Genomic DNA, 16,241 nt, shown 5'->3' with positions numbered 1-16,241 from the left:
CTATTGCAGCTGCCGCTCCCGGAAGGTTTGCAGCGGGAAGATCCGGCGTTTTTCAAACAGCTTGCGGGAAAGGCCCCGGTCGCTGTCCACCATTTCATAAAGGGCGATATGTCCCAGGATATCGATGGATTCGTCGGCAGTTTTAGAGAGCACGCCTTGGTTGTTGGCCAGGCGCACCCCGTTCAGCGCCAGGTTAGCCGCTTCGATGGCGATACCTGTGCCGGAGGAGATGCGCAGGGCGCAGGCCAGTTTGGCGCCGTCACATACCACACCAAACACATTGGGGATGGTGTTTTGAATGGCGATTTCCACCTGCTGGATGCTGCCGCCCTTCAACAGGACAGTACCCGCTGCGATACCCAGGGCGGCAGCCACCTCACAGGAGCACATGGAGGGACTTTTGCCAATGCGGTGGATGATCGCAATGGCAAGAAGATAGCTTAATGTGATGGCGCGAAGCATCTGCTCCTCGCCAATATGAGCGTCTTTCGCCTGGATGATCAATGGGATCGAAGCGGCAAGGCCCACGTTTCCTTTGCCCCCGCAGCTCATTACCGGCATTGCAACGCCGGACATCCGTCCTTCGCAGGCAGCCGCAGCATACCCTTTTGCCCGTAAAATGTCATTGATGCCTTCGCTTTCCAGCAGGCTTTTCCCAATACCCAGCCCGAGCTGCTGATCCAAGGCCGCCTGGGCCACCGCCAGGTTGTATTCCGCCGCCCGGCGCACGATATCCAGTTCATTTGCAGGGCAGGATAAGGCAAACTCGTAAAAATCCCGGATTTTATATTGCAGCATGGGGGAACCGCCGCTTTGCGCCCGTTCCGGTTCCCGCTCCAGCAGGATTTCGCCGTTCTTTTCCTTTAAAATCAGCCCGTCCTGGCTGCCCGCCACCACCGCCCGGCCAATCCCTTGATCGGTTTCAATGGTCACGTCTATGTAGGCGCCTAAATCGGTGCGGTCCCAAATGGGATAAAGCTCCACCATTTCGGCGATTTTCCGGGCTTGCAGCTCCCCTTCCGGGGTGACGTGATGGAACACCTCCAGCCCGGCGTTCGGGTCGCCGCAGACAGCGCCTAATGCAATGGCCATCTCCACCCCTAAATATTCGGTGCCGGGGATTCCCACATCGTCGATTTTAGCGGCCATGCTCCAATCTACCTTGGCCACGATTCGGCGGATTTTTCCACCTCCCACCGCGTCGTATGCGTTGGCGGCGGCGATGCTCACTCCCAGCGGACCGGTACAGCCAATAGCAGGCTTCAGTTCACTTTTTAAAATGGTCAAAAGCTGTTGTTCCATTTTTAGATCCCCCTAAATCAGTTGATCATCGATCTAAAAAAAGTGTAGCATTCCCGTTTGTTAAAATATAGTTCATACTTTTGTTAAGGATAACGAAAAAATCAATATCTCCAATATGAAGGAATTTCCGTCGTGAATATTGCGTAAAAAAATGATACGTTACCGAAATTTTCGTATAATATAACGAAATCCATCGTTATCAATTCCCATCTGCTTATGCTATCATGAGGCCGTAATCCTCTGATTTTAAGAAGTAAAGGAGTTGCCAGCAATGAATATCCCCGAGAATCTTCGTTATTCCAAAACCCATATCTGGGCTGATTTCACAAGTGACACTGTATCAATCGGACTCACTGATTTTGCTCAGCATTCTATGAAAAGCATTGTCTTTGTCACCCTGCCCGAGGAAGGGGACATGGTCACCGCCGGGGAATCTTTAGGCCAGGTGGAAAGCGTGAAAACCGTTTCCGAAATCATCTCCCCGGTCACCGGCAGGGTATCCCGGATAAACGAAAGGGCGCTGGATGAACCGGAATCCATCAATACCGATCCCTATGGGGTGTGGCTGGTGGAAATGGAAGAGGTTACCGACCGGGAAGAATTGATGGATGCTGCGGCGTTTGCGGCTTATTGCGGGGAATAGCCCGGGAAACGAGGTGGATCAATGGAAACGGCATATGACCTGATTGTCATCGGCGCCGGCCCGGGAGGTTATGTATCGGCTGTCCGGGGGGCGCAATACGGCATGAAAGTGGCAGTGGTGGAAAAGGACGCCCTGGGCGGCACCTGCCTGCATCGGGGCTGCATCCCCACCAAAACCCTTTTGCATACGGCAGGGCTCTGTCGGGAACTAAGGGAAGCGGATGCCATAGGGATATCAGTGGGAGATGTAAAAATCGATCTGGATCGGATTTATCAGCGCAAGCGGGAGGTCACCGGCAAGCTGCGGGATGGGATCGGTTTTCTATTTGAAAGCAATCACATCGATCTGATCCCCGGCTGTGCACAGATCATCGCTCCGGGGAAAGTAAAGGTGTCCAAAGGGGATGAAACCTGTATTTTGAAGGCAAAAAACATCCTTATCGCCTCTGGATCCATCCCCACCCGGCCTCCAATCCCCGGATTGGAACTGCCGGGGGTCATCACCAGCGATGATCTGCTGGGGGATGCGCCTCCCAGCTTTAAAAGCCTGGTGATCATCGGCGGCGGGGTCATCGGGGTGGAATTTGCCACCTTGCTGCACGACTTTGGCTTGGAAATCACCGTGATAGAGGCGATGAACCGTATCCTGCCCACCATGGACCGGGAGATTTCACAAAACCTGTCTATGTTACTGAAAAAACGGGGAGTCGCTCTGTATACCTCCGCCATGGTACAGCGAATCGAAACCTGTGGGGACGGGCTTTGCTGCCATTTTACCCAAAAGGAGAAGGAAACAGCGGTAAATGCCCAGGCGGTGTTGGTGGCCATCGGTCGCAGGGCAAATGTAAGGGATCTGTTTGCCCAAGGGATGCAGGTAAGGCAAAATCGCGGAATCCTGGTGGATGAAGCGTTTCAGACAAGTATCCAAGGGATCTATGCCATCGGGGATGTGGTAGACGGCGGCATCCAGCTGGCCCATGTAGCCAGCGCTCAGGGATGCTGCGCGGTGGCCCATATGGTTGGGTGGCCCGCCCCTATCGATCTGAAGACAGTACCCGCCTGTATCTATACCAGCCCGGAAATCGCGTCGGTGGGGATCACCGCCGATCAGGCCAAGGAACAGGGCATCCCGGTGAAAACCGGTAAATTTATACTTTCCGGCAATGGGAAATCCATCATTGAAAATCAAGATCGCAGCTTTATCAAGCTGGTGTTCCATGAGGACACCCAGGTGCTGCTGGGCGCTCAATTGATGTGCGCCCGGGCCACCGATCTGATCAGCGAACTGGCCACGGCGGTGGCAAATTCCTTCACTCTGGAGCAGCTGTCACAGGTGATCCGGCCCCATCCCACTTACACCGAGGCGGTGACCGAAGCGGTGGAGGATGCGCTGGGGCGCGCGATCCATATCGCCCCCAGAGTCTAAAAACGATTGGGTAGGAGGCTGACCGCCCGTCGATCAGTCGACCTTCCACACCATTTATCCCGACTTTATCGTTATCCGGAATTCCCGCGGTTTTGCTGCTGATTTGTGGGACGACGGGTAGAAAAGTCGGGATAATTTTCTTTAATAAAGCCCCCATCAATCGAAGGGGGCTTTGTAAATGAACAATATTTTTAATTTGATAGATGCAGCAAAGGCTCATCTATCAAATATTGACCTTGCCAATTCAACAATCAAGACATATCAGGAGAGGAGTTTCGACCAAATCATCCGCCGGTACGAGGAAAAGGGTAATTATACGTACAACCAGGTGATTATGGAAAAATTGTTCGATAGATTTCACTTATTCCGGTAAAAAAGAAAATGGCCATGAAATTGAATCCTTTTCTGAATCCGCACTGGAAACCATCCTCTCCGAGCCAGATATCGAAGTACTTTGACAGGTCTACCAGCACCTTAAACAACATCTGTGGATCGGCCGCTGTTTGCCTCCTCATAAACAAGCTGCATTGGGATAGCCAAATGCTATGCCTGCAGGGACAGGACGGGTGCACCCTGTCCTTCTCACCGGCTGGAAAGCAAAGCGGACGTTCAGCGTTCCCATCCGGTCGGGTAGTTTTCATTTCGGGTATTGCCATCTCCTACTGTTTTTACGTCTTCGTCTTTGGGGCTTCAGCGGCTTCGTTTCCGGGACTGGCGCGGCCATAATCCGATTCCCCATCTGAATTAAAACTTCGGGGTTTCGGAATTTCTGTTTATACTTCTGCATGAGTGCCGGGAACAAGGACGCGAAATCTTTCTCCCCCAATCCGCAGATGAATAACCCCCGGCGAAGCCGGGGGTTATTCATAGACAGGCAAATCCCTTTATAACTAACCGCACGCGTCACGTCGCGTTGGCATGGTCTGTCAATTGCGAAGGACTGTTATGTTTTTAAAACAATGCGTCTTTCTTTGTCTCATTGTATTCGCCATGGCGGCTGTGGGTATCTCCACAGCCGCCAATGTAAAAAGCGAAAAGGAATACGCTGATAACCAAATCCCAAGTATTAAAATGATGATCAATTTTCGGATGTTTCTGACATGCGGTAAGTATATATGATGCTCAGCACTCACATACTTATTCATTTTTTTAAAGTAATTTGCATTTCATATGCAGGATTAGATGCGGGATAGTCCTCTCGATAATGACTTCCACGGCTCTCCTTGCGCGCACTGGCCGCCAACGTCATCAGTCGGGCGGAATTGAGGAGATGATAAAGAGAAATGTTCTGCGTTGAGGGATTGTCCGCGGCAGGAGAAGACCAGAAAGCATCTTCCAGCCGTTCAATTTCCAGAAGCATACGGTTTAGCTTTTGTTGTGTCCGACAAATAAAGAGGTTTTCCTGTGCCAAGCACTGCAGCTGCTGTATCATTTCTGCACTGTCCACGTCGCGGAAAAGGGCGGCGTACATCCGTTCTGCCTGTCTGGCATCCTCTTCACACAGCGGTATCCTGCCGTTTTTTTGTGCGAATCCAGCTGCTTCCCTGCCGGAAATCTCACCAAACACCTGGCAGGTCCCCATCATATTTCCACCAAGCCGGTCCGCCCCATGGGGTCCGGCTGCCGTTTCACCCGCAGCAAACAGTCCCGGAAGTGTGGACATTGCTCTATGATCAATTGTAATCCCGCCGTTGATCGCCTGTGCAACGCAGGTGATACCGACAACCTCCCGACAAATATCCACTCCGCTTTCCTTAAAATGCGTCTGCACCATCGGCCAAAGCTGTTTGAGATCCGCGTCATAATCCAGATTTTGAATATATTCCGGGGTAAAATGCGTAAAACTTACCGGCAGGCACATCCGCGCGTCCCCCCCGCCCGCAGCCAGTTCCTTTTGGATGCCGATTTCCAGATAGCGGGAAATGTCCCGGCTGCTGAACGGGAAGTGCCTGCAATGCTCCAGCATGACATCCTTCGATGTGAGCCCCGCCGGCAGGTATTTTTCCAGGAAAAGCTCCCCTCGCGCGTTTGTCAGAAAGGGGAAGCCCGCCCAAAGGTAGGTGTTAAAAAGACTTTTAACCGGATGGAAAAAGCCGATACCCGCCTGCATGAATTCCATGTTTTTAAGCACTGCCCCGTGATCATAGGCGAGCGAATAGCCGTCCCCCGATACATCTGACGGATTGAGATTCTGTAAAAACACCTGGGATGCACCGCCGGTGGCCAGGATCACTGCGCCGGCCTCAATGAGCTGTATCTGACCCGCTTCATCGAGCACCATTGCCCCGCAGCACCGGCCCTCCTTCACAATCAGATCGACCACTGTGGCGTTTTCCATCCGCGCGATCCGGCGTTTTTCAATCTGTGCCAGCAATGCCTGCACGATCGGGTCCCCGTGTCCTTCGATGGTGTATCCACGTCTCCTGCTCGAATAGCAGCCCTTCATGATCACCTCACGACCGTCCTGAACGGCGGGACTGACGCCCCAGCGCCGCAGATCTTCGAAGCGCGGTCCAGCGTTTTCGACCAGCAGCTGTACAAGTTCGGGGTCAGCCATGCCCATCGCCGCAGACATGATATCTGAATAGTAGACTTCCTCATTATCCTGGGGATCACCGCAGCCGGGTACGTTGTATCCGGCGATCTCGCAGCATTTGTGCGTGGTCGCGCCGGAATGTCCCACCGTGTTTTTTAGAACCATTAAAACCTGTGCGTCCTGGTCCGCAGCCGCAATGGCCGCCCGGCAGGCCGCTCCGCCGCCGCCAACCACCAAAACATCTATATGCATTATATCCACGTCTCTGCTTCCTTTCTATCCTCACCCTATCCGAAATCCTTGTATCTCCGGGCCGTTTTCATCGCATGATCCGCAGCTTGTGCCGGGGTTTCGTAAGTGCCCGCATAGATAAGCTCCTTCACTGCGGCGGCATAACCCCGGGGCAGCGCCGCAAACCGTGCGGCCATTTGGAACGCCGTGTCCAGTACTTGCTCCCGTGGCACAGCCGCATGCACAAGCCCCATCCGGAGCGCGGTCTGTGCGTCGACCGAAGTTCCCAAGCTCATCAACTCCATTGCCCGCGCTGGCCCGATTAGCCGCGACAGCCGCATGGGTCCGCCGCTGCCCGGGAAATTCCCGAGATTTATTTCCGGCAGCCCAATTTGGGCCGTTTCGCTCATGATCCGGAAATCACAACACAATGCGATTTCATAGCCGCCGCCCATGGCGCTGCCGCCCAGCGCCGCGACAGTGGGGATCGGAAGCTCTGAAAGCTGCGTGAAAACGGCGTTTTCACGGCGAAGCTTTTGTTCGACAAAACTCCCCCGCAGCGACGGAAATTCCTTCACGTCGCTGCCCGCGCAGAACACCCGGCCGCCCGCGCCGGCGAGCACAAGCGCCCGCACCGCCGCGTCCACGGCGATATCCTCCACGATCCGCTCCAAAAGATCCATCGAATCGAGCGTCTGTAAATTCAGCGGTGGGCTGTTCAGAGTGACCAACAAAATCCCGCCGGGCCGTTTCTCGGTCAGAATCGGTGCATTTTCCATGCCGTTCTCCTTACATCATTCCAAATACTCTGGGCAGGAACAGGACGGTCTCGGGTACAAAGGCAATAAGCAGAATGATCGCAATGAATAGGAAGAAGATGTATTTCATCTTCCGGATGACGTCCACGGTCGCTACGCCGCCGATTCCGGAGCTAATCAGCAGAGTGAGCCCATAAGGGGGCGTGATGAAGCCGAAACACATCGTGACGCAGATCAATACGCCCACATGCAACGGGTTGAGGCCGACATTTGCGGCAAGCGACTGGATGATGGTCATGAAAATGACGATGGCCGGCGTCGCGTCCATGAAGGTGCCAAGGATCAGGTAAAGCACCACGATGAACAGTGTGACAAATACACGTGAATCGGCGATCGGTCCCAGCATATTCAAAAACATCTTGGGAACCTGCAGGTAGGCCATCATATAACCGAAAGCGCCCGCCCCCGCTACACAGATCAGGGGTTTACTCATCCCAAAGAGGGTGTTGACCACTACCGTTTTTGCTTCCTGCCAGCGAATTGAGTGGAATATGAAAAGGGAGACCAGGATGCAGTAAACGGCACAGAGCATGCCCGCTTCGGTCGTAGTTACAAGGCCGCCAGAGATGCCCACCACGATGATCACCGGCGCCAGAAGCGCAACGATCGCCTTACGTGTGGCGAGAAGGACCTCCTTGATAGTCGCGCGCCGTTCACTGATCGGGAAATTGTTACGCTTGGCCCAAACATAGACGTAAATCATCAGCGAAAGGCCGATAATCACGCCCGGGACAAAGCCGCCAATGAAAAGTGCGCCGATTGAAACGCCGGAGTATGCCCCGTAGACCACCATCATGATGCTTGGCGGGATGATTGGGCCAATGGTCGCCGCGGCGGCATTGATCGCGCAGGCGAAATCAATCGGGTAGCCCTCCTGCCGCATCGCGGGCAGCATGATGCTGCCCAAGGCGGTTGCATCTGCGGTTGCCGAACCGGAAATACCGGCCATAAACATATTGGTCAGGATGTTGACATGCCCGAGTCCTCCCCGGATATGGCCCACAAGTACCCGTGCAAAGTTCACCAGACGTTCGGTGATGCCGCCGTACTCCATCACATTCCCTACGATCAAAAAGAGCGGGACCGCCAGCAGCGTGTAACTGTTAAGCATCGAGAAGATATTCTGTATGATTGCAACCGGCGTAATCCCCAGGATCGCGGCGGTAATAAAGCTGGAGACACAAAGGCTGATTGCGATTGGCACGCCGAGGATCGCCAGCAGGGCGAATGAGCCGAATAAGAACAGAATCATTGTATTGACGTCCATATTCATATCCTTTCCTGTTTTCTTTATCGTTGCCTGCAGCGCCTACTGCGCCTGCTTGCCGTCCATCAACTTCGCCGCGTTTTTGCTGATCTGGGAAAGATTGACCCCGAAGACCAGGCACACCAGCTGCTCCAGCAGAAAATAGGCGGACGCCGCACTGGACAGCGGGATACAGATGATGGCGTAGAAGAGCCGGAATCCGGACGAAGAAGATTTTCTGGTCAGCCCCAGGATCGAATATTCCCATCCGTAACGGATCATATAGTAGGCAAAGACAAACAAAACCGCCAGAATAAATAGTTTTTGAACGGTTTTCACGATTTTTGGCATACGGGCAAAGAGTTCTATGCTGAAATGCTCATTTCGACGGATGCAGATTGCCGAAGCGGTGAATACGCACCAGAAATAGCTGAAAATCGCGGCGTCCTGCGTCCAAATCAGTGAATTATTGAGCGTACGCGCCGTTACATCGAGCACCACTGCCAGAAAAAACGCGATGACAAAAGCTGCTCCGATCAGCAGCAGGACATTTTCCAGAAGGTCGCCGATCCCACCCATGACCCGCAGCGCTGCCGCAGGTGCCTTTTCCGGTTGTTTCATAAGAACCGCTCTCCTTTCTTTTATCGTATTTGAGATATCCTATCCGCGACGCACCGCATCCTGAAATACAGGCGGGCGTTTTTCGAGGAACGCTTTGGTACCCTCGATACTGTCCGGGGTCTTCAAGATAATCTCGCTGAGTGCAAGCGATTGTTCAATCGCCTCTGCCGGGGTCTGGGTGTATGCGCTGCGGCAGAGCTCCTTGATGCACTTGAGGGCGAATTTCGGCTTGGCGGCAAGCTCGAGCGCCAGCTCATAGGCAGTTTCCCATGATTTTCCCGCAGGTGCGATACGATTGACGAGTCCCATCTCTAGCGCGTCCTGCGGCGGGACCGCAGTTCCCAGGCAGAGCAGCTCGAGCGCCCGCGCGGGGCCGACCCGGCGGGTCAGCCGGAAGGTGGCGCCGCTTCCCGGGAAGGTGCCGATGTTGATCTCTGGCTGACCAATCTTCGCACGCTCGTCCATCACAATGAAATCACAGGCCAGCGCCATCTCACAGCCGCCGCCGAGTGCCATCGCGTTGATAGCGGCAATGACCGGCTTTCCCATACTTTCGAGCCTGGAAAAGATGGCATTTTCCTTGCGCAGCTTAACTTCCACAAAGCGATCCCGGATCAATGGAAACTCTTTGAGGTCGGACCCGCCGCAAAAGATCCTTTCGCCGGCCGCAGTGAGCACCAACACGCGAACGCGGTCGTCCTCTGAGACAGTGATGACCGCTTCCAACAGCTCGTCTAGGATTTTGACCGTCGTCAAGTTGACCGGCGGGTTGTCCAGTGTGATTCGCGCGATACGTCCATCTTCAAAATAATCTATACGGATTTTATCGCTCTGTTGCATTTGAGACAGCTCCTTTCAGCCATGATACTGGACGGCCAGCTTGTGGTCGAGCAGATCCTGAATCGCATCTTCGGCGTATCCCAGCTCGCGCAGCACTTCCATGGTGTCCTCCCCGAGCTCCGGAGCGGCCTTTCGAACCGGGATTGGCGCATTATCAATTTTGAGCGGATTGCCGAGCGTTCGGACGGTGCCTCCGCGCGGATGCTCAAACTGCGCAATCATGCCGTTGTGGATGACCTGTGGATCGTTCACCACGTCGTCGTAGGTATTGATCTTCGAAAACCAGCAGTCGTGCGCCGCGAAGATCTCCAGCCATTCGGCCGTGGTCTTTTTTGCGATCTCCCGCGCGACCGCCGCGTCCACTTCGGGACGCCGCTCAAAGACGTCCTCGTCTTTGAATTCCCCGAACGCTTCTTCGCCGAAGACTTCCTTCAGCTTGGGAACTGGGGTTTTGGATAGCAGGATGTAGTCGTCGAGGGTTTTATAAATACCGTACGGCGCGTCGTATACCCGTGTGACGCAGCCGGACGGAAGTTTGTCATATACATGGTGATGATAAAGAAAGGCGCCGAACGGTTCGATCTGAAGATGCATCGCCGCGTTTAGCAGGCAGGAGTCCACCTGGTGCCCTTTGCCGGTACGGATCTTGTCCACCAGCGCCGCCACGATCCCAAAGGCCGCGAGCACCGCGCCGTGCGTGTCGATGACGGCGGTTCCCAAGGCAACCGGAGGCTGTCCGGCAACGCCGCTGGAATAACAGAGCCCGCTTTTCGCCTGCGCAAGCAGATCCTGCCCCGGCAGGTTTTTATAAGGTCCATCTGGTCCGTATCCGCTGATATTGCAGTAAACGAGCCCCGGATACCGCTCCTTCAGCTGTTCGTACCCGAAGCCGTATTTCTCCATCACGCCAGGACGGAAATTCTGTATGATGACGTCGGTATCCGGCAGCAGCTTTTCGATGACCGCGCGGCCTTCGGGCGAACGCAGGTCAAGCGCGATACTTCGTTGGTTGCGGTTGACTGACAGATGCATGACGCTCACGCCATTATAAAAGCTGTTCATCGGAGAAAAGCTGCGTTCGTAAGCGCCCTTCGGCGCTTCAATCTTGATGACTTCCGCGCCCATGTCGGCGAGCATCTGCGCCGCCACAGGCCCTTGCAGAAAGTGGGTAAAGCTAAGTACTCTGATCCCTTCTAACATCCTAACTTTCCTCCTTGGTTTCGGCGGGAAGCCGTTTCATCATGATTGATTTGTAACCTTCCTGTACAATCTCCCCGTCCTGATTGAGCACCTGGAAAAGGAATTTGATGATCCCACGGTCTGGCTTTGACCGGCTCGGAATCATTTCCGCCACGGTGATCTTCACCTGAATCGTGTCGCCGAAAAAGACCGGGCGTTTAAATTTCCACTGGTCGATCGATGCGAACGCGATCCCGGTAGGCGTGGTCAGCTTGAGCGCCATGAACAGTCCGTGCGCGTAGGAGAGCACCAGCATGCCATGCGCAATCCGCTGGCCGAACTGGGTATCCTGTGCAACTTTTTTGCTGGTGTGGATTTCGGTATAGTCTCCGGTAAGTCCCGCGAACATCACCACATCTGTTTCGGTAATGGTCCGGGTTGCTGTATAAAAGATTTCACCCTGTTCAAATTCATCAAAATATTTCGGTCCCATTCTTTTTTCCCTTCCCTTTTATAGAATTGCTGCGGCTGAGCGAGAAAATCCCGCACAGCCACAGCAATCGAACCGGTTTATCAGGCGAGTGCAAGAATCGCGTCCAATGCTTCTTTCTGGTTGAGACGCTCAGCATAATCGATATGCAGCGGAGCGCACGCCTCGTAAGCCGGGCTCATGTCGAAGTCCTCAATATAGGTCACGCCCTGCTTGGAGACCGCTTCCTGCAAATAAAACTCATCCTTTTCCATCTGCGCATCGAACAGCGCGTCAGCCGCCGTCTGCGCGGCATCGTAAACGACCTGCTGAAGTTCCTCATCAAGTTTATCCATCGTCTGGCTAGACGCCATAATGGGATGGATCATGATGGTGTGCTGCGTTTTGACAAAATAGGGTGCGACTTCATAATGTGCGTTGGTATAATAGGAGGTCGCACAGTTTTCGGCCGCGACAATCAGGTTGGTTTCAAACGAGGTGTAGATTTCGCCAAAGGACATGGTGACCGGGTTCGCGCCGAGCGTTTTCCACATGTTGGTCTCGATCTCGGCGGCCTGGCAGCGCAGGTTGATCCCCTTGATGTCGTCCAAGGAGTTGATTGCGAAGGTCGAATAAATGTTGCGCCAGCCGGAGGCCGCGATATTCAGAAGGGTGATGTTTGTGTTCGAGTTCTTCACAAGATCCTGCCAGTAGTCCAGAATTTTTTCATCGTTGCAAACCGCGACCGCGTGTTCGGTCGACTGGTACAAAAACGGCATGCCCAGAATGCCCAACTCCGGGATAATACTTGAGGAGTTGGAGGTAGTGCTGATCAAAAAGTCAAGTGTGCCAAGCCGCAGACTTTCGGTCATTTCGGTTTCGGTGCCCAATACGGCGCTATTGAAGATGTCCACCTGGATGCGGCCGTTCGAGTTCGTTTCCACAGCTTGTTTGAACGCCTGGGCAAAGTTTTCATACGGATGGGACTCGCCCTGGTCGTGGCCGATTTTCAGCGTGAATTCCGGGCTGGCTGCGGCAGGTTCGCCGCCGGCGGATGGAGCGGCACCGCCTGATGCGGACGATGACGGGGCGGCGCTGCCACCCGAGCAAGCGCACAGGGTCAGGAGCATTGCAAATGCCAGGAGAAACGCAATTTTCTTTTTCATGTTTTATTCCAACCTTTCTCATTTAGCAGTATGCGGGAAACATCCCCGCTGTCGTACGCTTTCATACTTTACACACATTTCTCGATGAGAATTATTTCGACTCCCCCGATTCGTTTTCTCCGCAGCAGATATAACGTTGATAACCTTGCAGCATCAGCAGTCCGGCATATGCCCCCTGGTCGATCACACCGCGCGCGCGCCGCGCAAAGGTCGCCGCCTTCCCATATTTCGGAAGCATTTCCCGTGTTGACTCGACGCCCTTCTGTGCTCCGATCACCGCTGCTTCGCAGACCGATGCGAGCGTGGCGCCCGGATTTTCCGAAAGGCACCCAAGCGCGGCCTGTGCCGCGGGAGCTATCGCGTCTAAAACGGTCCTGTCCCCTGGTTCACATTTCCCACGCTTCATAATTCCCGCGGAGAATCCGTCAAGGTAAGCGGCAAATCCCGCCGCGTCAAGCGTGGTCTTACCCTTTAACGCCTTTCCGCCAGTCAACACGCCAGACGCCATTAATGTCCCCATTGTGGAAGGGACCACAGACGCCATCTTCATGCCAGCTTTCATCAGCCGAATACCGATATCCGGCTCATCAATCTCTTCAATCAGCTGCGGCAATGCCGCAAACCCTTTTTTCATCGTGAGCCCAAGGTCGCCGTCCCCCATTTTGGCATCCATCTCACATAGCTCGTCCGCATGCGCCGTCATGACCTTTGCGACACAGGTAAATAGACCGGACAGCCCAGATAGTTCGATTTTTTCCATATGTATTCTCCCCTTACACCTGCGTATAAAAAGGCGTATGCGCCGGCGCGTCCAGAAGCTCCTTGAGTTCGCCGTCCAAGCGCATCAGGCTGATCGATGCGCCCGCCATCTCCATAGAAGTGGCATATTCCCCGACGAAGGTCCTGTAGACATGCACGCCTTTCCCCGTAAGCTGACTGGAGGCCGCTCCGCTCAGAATATAAAGCTCCTCCAGCGAGGTCGCGCCAAGGCCGTTCACCAGCAGAGCCACTTCTTCCCCAGAAGCGACCGGCATATCTCCCAAAATCGTATCGAGAGATTCCTTGGCCAGTTCATCCGCTGTGCGTACCGGCCCGTTCCAAACTCCAGGTTCCCCATGGATGCCCATCCCCATGGCCATCTCGTTTTCCCCGAGTTCGAAGTTCGATTTTCCAAGCTCCGGGATGACGCAGGGCGTCAGCGCGAAGCCGACCGTCCTGGTTCTCTCCTTTGCCTTCTTCGCGACCGCGAGCACTTCCTCAAGCGTACCCATCCGCGCCGCTTTCGCGCCCGCGCATTTATAAAGGAAAAATATTCCCGCCACACCGCGCCGCGCACCGGCATTTTCCGCCGGAGCCGAATTCACATCATCCGCCCCTACGATCGACTTGGTCACGATGCCGTCCATCTCGCACATCTCTGCCGCCATATCAAAATTCATGATGTCGCCGGTATAGTTTCCGTAGAGATAAAGGATGCCGGCGCCGGCTTCCACCGCTCTGCTGATATTGTAAATCTGCTCCGCAGATGGAGACTGGAACACACCGCCTACCCCGCATCCGTCGAGCAGCCCTTCGCCTACATATCCGAGGAACAGCGGCAGATGTCCGGTACCGCCTCCAGTGATAATCGCAACCTTACCAGGCTTCTTATAGGCGGCGCAGTAACAGCGCAGATCGTCGTTCACGTATTTGACAATTCCGCTATGCGCGGCATAGATACCGCGCAGCATATCATCGGTGTAATCTTCCGGACGATTGATAATCTTTTTCATTCGGTGCCTCCTTTACTGTTCCGTCAGGTATGGTTTCACTTTTTCCATAAGCGTATCCCGATCGGCATCGGTAAGATCAAGCAGCGGTTTGCGCATGTGTCCGCCCTTCACGCCGCGCAGGGTAAGGATATTCTTAAAGATCGACATGTCTCCGCCGCATTTCATCAGCCAGCATAGATCAGTTGCCTTTTTCTGCGCTTTTTGTGCCGCTTCCATGTTTCCCACACGAAATTGCCGGTATACTTCGACAAATGGTTCCGGTACTGGCCCCGAGCATCCAGAGACGGTTCCATCGCATCCTGCAACCAAAGCAGAAAGAAACATATGGTCCGGCCCAAATACCACGGAAAAATCACCGTTTTTCACCCGGGTATACTGAAGCATCCGATTCATATCTGGATAGCTGTATTTCACGCCGATCACATTCGGGCACTGCGCGCAGATTTTCTCCATTGCCGCAGGCGAGATGTCATTATGCGCTAGCTGGGGAATCACATAAACATATACTGGAAAGTCCGACGGGAGCGCTGCGCAGACGCTGCGATAATATTCCACCATCGCCCGTTCGTCCAGCGAAAAATAGCTCGGCGTGACAACGCCAACCCCATCCGCTCCGATTTCGTGAGCGTGCCGGGCCAACCTGATCGTATCCTCCTGGGTCATTGCACCAGCATGGATGTAAACCGTTACTCGATGATCTGCTTCTTCCACAACGGTCTTAGCAACCTGTTCCCGTTCTTCAAGTGTCATCAGGTACATCTCGCCAGTTGTCCCGCAAGGATACAGACAATTGACACCCTTTTCAATTAGAAAGCGTGTCTGTTGACGAAGCGCTTCGATATCAAGGTTGTTTGCCTCATCGAAAGGGGTTGTCATTGCTGTTATGACGCCATAAAGTTTCTTCATAAGCACCACCTAATTTTCTGTTTAATCGTTCATTAATGCTGAATTATATTCACTTTATTATTTTCAATTTCAATATAGCACAACTATACCCGCACGTCAATATAGCAATAATGCACAAAATTCAATATGATAATTTATATTGACATTTTTTTCGCCCTCGGGTATAACTATATTATAAGAAACGATATTCTGCGATGCTGAACATTTATGCGATTCTATATTTTATCTTTGAAGGGTGTGACAATTTGAATGAAAAAGAGTGAACAATCTGCAGCCGCGAACCTTGTTGGTTCCGTCGTAAAAGCGACTCGAATTCTGGACTGCTTTACCCCAGCTCAGCCACGGCTGTCACTCGCGCAGATCAGCCAGCAACTAGGACAACCCAAAAGCACAACCTTAAATCTGTTGCGTACTTTGGAGCGGGGGGGGCTCTTATTGCGCGCCCAAGGGGAACAGACCTATCAGCTGGGCTATAAGCTCATGGAGCTTAGCTACTGCCTGCGCGCATCCCTGCCAATTATCCAATACGCAATGCCTTTCCTTGAGGAAATCCAGATTAAAACCGGTGAAATCGTATATCTTACCTCCCACATCAACGGGCGGGTTCTCTATCTGGAAGCGATGTATCCCTCTATCCGGATTGGAAACTACTCGATTACCGGAAAAACACTCCCGATGTACTGCACTGGATGTGGGAAAGCTATGATGGCCTATCTTCCACAGGAAGAAATCGACTTCGTGATTGATCGCTGGGGTCTGCAAGGCTTTACACCAAATACCATCACTGACCGAGATGTACTCAATGCCGAGCTGAATTCAACCCGTCAGCGTGGTTATGCAATTGACATTGAAGAGGAGTCTCCGGGAGTAAAATGTGTAGCCATGCCGGTGCGCGATTCCAGCGGCTATCCTACCGGTGCACTGAGTATTTCCGGCACATTGATGAGTATGAAGGATGAGCTGCTTGAAGATTATGCAAAAATACTCTCCCGTATCTGCAACTCCCTTACTCCCTATGCTGATCAGTTTCCTGCGGCACAGATGCGTGCGATCAGCCTTGGCAGATGATTGATCGTTGATAGCCTTT

Annotated in this window: 15 protein-coding genes; 3 read left to right on the top strand and 12 right to left on the bottom strand. The window is 53.5% G+C overall.

Features of this window, described 5'->3' with window-relative positions; all coding sequences use genetic code 11:
- On the bottom strand, window positions 1-1,302 hold the full coding sequence (locus BN4275_RS04325) for an L-cysteine desulfidase family protein (protein WP_066454417.1): 1,302 nt from the start codon (window positions 1,300-1,302) through the stop codon (window positions 1-3).
- A 271-nt stretch (window positions 1,303-1,573) separates the two neighbouring features.
- Here BN4275_RS04325 and gcvH point away from each other — a divergent pair, with 271 nt between their 5' ends.
- Complete coding sequence (gene gcvH, locus BN4275_RS04320; RefSeq protein WP_066454414.1) at window positions 1,574-1,945, top strand: glycine cleavage system protein GcvH; 372 nt, start codon at window positions 1,574-1,576, stop codon at window positions 1,943-1,945.
- Between the two features lie 21 nt (window positions 1,946-1,966).
- Window positions 1,967-3,370 carry a dihydrolipoyl dehydrogenase gene (gene lpdA, locus BN4275_RS04315; RefSeq protein WP_066454411.1) on the top strand — a complete coding sequence of 468 codons (1,404 nt, stop codon included), beginning with the start codon at window positions 1,967-1,969 and terminating at the stop codon, window positions 3,368-3,370.
- Between the two features lie 1,141 nt (window positions 3,371-4,511).
- On the opposite strand, the gene BN4275_RS04300 is transcribed toward lpdA, so the two are convergent.
- The 11 genes from BN4275_RS04300 to BN4275_RS04250 form a co-directional block, all read right to left on the bottom strand.
- Window positions 4,512-6,158 (bottom strand): FAD-binding protein, encoded by a 1,647-nt coding sequence (locus BN4275_RS04300; protein ID WP_066455013.1) that lies wholly within the window; start codon window positions 6,156-6,158, stop codon window positions 4,512-4,514.
- Between the two features lie 35 nt (window positions 6,159-6,193).
- On the bottom strand, window positions 6,194-6,916 hold the full coding sequence (locus BN4275_RS04295) for an enoyl-CoA hydratase/isomerase family protein (RefSeq protein WP_066454403.1): 723 nt from the start codon (window positions 6,914-6,916) through the stop codon (window positions 6,194-6,196).
- Between the two features lie 10 nt (window positions 6,917-6,926).
- Window positions 6,927-8,207, bottom strand: coding sequence for a TRAP transporter large permease (locus BN4275_RS04290; protein ID WP_161940176.1), 1,281 nt, complete (start codon window positions 8,205-8,207; stop codon window positions 6,927-6,929).
- A gap of 57 nt (window positions 8,208-8,264) precedes the next feature.
- Window positions 8,265-8,822, bottom strand: coding sequence for a TRAP transporter small permease (locus BN4275_RS04285; protein ID WP_066454401.1), 558 nt, complete (start codon window positions 8,820-8,822; stop codon window positions 8,265-8,267).
- 39 nt (window positions 8,823-8,861) lie between these two features.
- Complete coding sequence (locus BN4275_RS04280; RefSeq protein ID WP_066454395.1) at window positions 8,862-9,662, bottom strand: enoyl-CoA hydratase/isomerase family protein; 801 nt, start codon at window positions 9,660-9,662, stop codon at window positions 8,862-8,864.
- 15 nt (window positions 9,663-9,677) lie between these two features.
- Entirely contained in the window at window positions 9,678-10,862 is a 1,185-nt protein-coding gene (locus BN4275_RS04275; RefSeq protein WP_066454393.1) for a CaiB/BaiF CoA transferase family protein, read from the bottom strand.
- Window position 10,863: 1 nt separating this feature from the next.
- A complete protein-coding gene (locus BN4275_RS04270) occupies window positions 10,864-11,334 on the bottom strand; it encodes a MaoC/PaaZ C-terminal domain-containing protein (protein ID WP_066454391.1) in 471 nt (156 codons plus the stop codon).
- An 80-nt stretch (window positions 11,335-11,414) separates the two neighbouring features.
- Window positions 11,415-12,476: a TRAP transporter substrate-binding protein gene (locus tag BN4275_RS04265; protein WP_066454387.1), complete on the bottom strand. Its 1,062-nt coding sequence runs from the start codon at window positions 12,474-12,476 to the stop codon at window positions 11,415-11,417.
- 91 nt (window positions 12,477-12,567) lie between these two features.
- Entirely contained in the window at window positions 12,568-13,236 is a 669-nt protein-coding gene (locus BN4275_RS04260) for a dihydroxyacetone kinase family protein (RefSeq protein WP_066454384.1), read from the bottom strand.
- A gap of 13 nt (window positions 13,237-13,249) precedes the next feature.
- The gene (locus tag BN4275_RS04255; RefSeq protein WP_066454382.1) at window positions 13,250-14,248 is read right to left on the bottom strand and encodes a dihydroxyacetone kinase subunit DhaK; all 999 of its coding nucleotides are present in this window, start codon (window positions 14,246-14,248) and stop codon (window positions 13,250-13,252) included.
- 12 nt (window positions 14,249-14,260) lie between these two features.
- Window positions 14,261-15,154 carry a dihydrodipicolinate synthase family protein gene (locus BN4275_RS04250; RefSeq protein WP_066454379.1) on the bottom strand — a complete coding sequence of 298 codons (894 nt, stop codon included), beginning with the start codon at window positions 15,152-15,154 and terminating at the stop codon, window positions 14,261-14,263.
- Window positions 15,155-15,403: 249 nt separating this feature from the next.
- Between BN4275_RS04250 and BN4275_RS04245 the strand changes: the two genes are divergently transcribed.
- On the top strand, window positions 15,404-16,222 hold the full coding sequence (locus BN4275_RS04245; protein WP_079988057.1) for an IclR family transcriptional regulator: 819 nt from the start codon (window positions 15,404-15,406) through the stop codon (window positions 16,220-16,222).
- Window positions 16,223-16,241 lie beyond the last annotated feature (19 nt).

It is taken from the genome of Anaerotruncus rubiinfantis (assembly GCF_900078395.1).
Taxonomy (GTDB): Bacteria; Bacillota; Clostridia; order Oscillospirales; family Ruminococcaceae; genus Anaerotruncus; species Anaerotruncus rubiinfantis.
This window is presented reverse-complemented; position numbering and strand designations above follow the sequence as displayed.

Excerpts from the sequence above, each read along its gene's own strand:
- BN4275_RS04325 (WP_066454417.1), bottom strand. The coding sequence starts at position 1,302 with ATGGAACAACAGCTTTTGACCATTTTAAAAAGTGAACTGAAGCCTGCT.
- gcvH (WP_066454414.1), top strand. The coding sequence starts at position 1,574 with ATGAATATCCCCGAGAATCTTCGTTATTCCAAAACCCATATCTGGGCT.
- lpdA (WP_066454411.1), top strand. The coding sequence starts at position 1,967 with ATGGAAACGGCATATGACCTGATTGTCATCGGCGCCGGCCCGGGAGGT.
- BN4275_RS04300 (WP_066455013.1), bottom strand. The coding sequence starts at position 6,158 with ATGCATATAGATGTTTTGGTGGTTGGCGGCGGCGGAGCGGCCTGCCGG.
- BN4275_RS04295 (WP_066454403.1), bottom strand. The coding sequence starts at position 6,916 with ATGGAAAATGCACCGATTCTGACCGAGAAACGGCCCGGCGGGATTTTG.
- BN4275_RS04290 (WP_161940176.1), bottom strand. The coding sequence starts at position 8,207 with ATGATTCTGTTCTTATTCGGCTCATTCGCCCTGCTGGCGATCCTCGGC.
- BN4275_RS04285 (WP_066454401.1), bottom strand. The coding sequence starts at position 8,822 with ATGAAACAACCGGAAAAGGCACCTGCGGCAGCGCTGCGGGTCATGGGT.
- BN4275_RS04280 (WP_066454395.1), bottom strand. The coding sequence starts at position 9,662 with ATGCAACAGAGCGATAAAATCCGTATAGATTATTTTGAAGATGGACGT.
- BN4275_RS04275 (WP_066454393.1), bottom strand. The coding sequence starts at position 10,862 with ATGTTAGAAGGGATCAGAGTACTTAGCTTTACCCACTTTCTGCAAGGG.
- BN4275_RS04270 (WP_066454391.1), bottom strand. The coding sequence starts at position 11,334 with ATGGGACCGAAATATTTTGATGAATTTGAACAGGGTGAAATCTTTTAT.
- BN4275_RS04265 (WP_066454387.1), bottom strand. The coding sequence starts at position 12,476 with ATGAAAAAGAAAATTGCGTTTCTCCTGGCATTTGCAATGCTCCTGACC.
- BN4275_RS04260 (WP_066454384.1), bottom strand. The coding sequence starts at position 13,236 with ATGGAAAAAATCGAACTATCTGGGCTGTCCGGTCTATTTACCTGTGTC.
- BN4275_RS04255 (WP_066454382.1), bottom strand. The coding sequence starts at position 14,248 with ATGAAAAAGATTATCAATCGTCCGGAAGATTACACCGATGATATGCTG.
- BN4275_RS04250 (WP_066454379.1), bottom strand. The coding sequence starts at position 15,154 with ATGAAGAAACTTTATGGCGTCATAACAGCAATGACAACCCCTTTCGAT.
- BN4275_RS04245 (WP_079988057.1), top strand. The coding sequence starts at position 15,404 with ATGAAAAAGAGTGAACAATCTGCAGCCGCGAACCTTGTTGGTTCCGTC.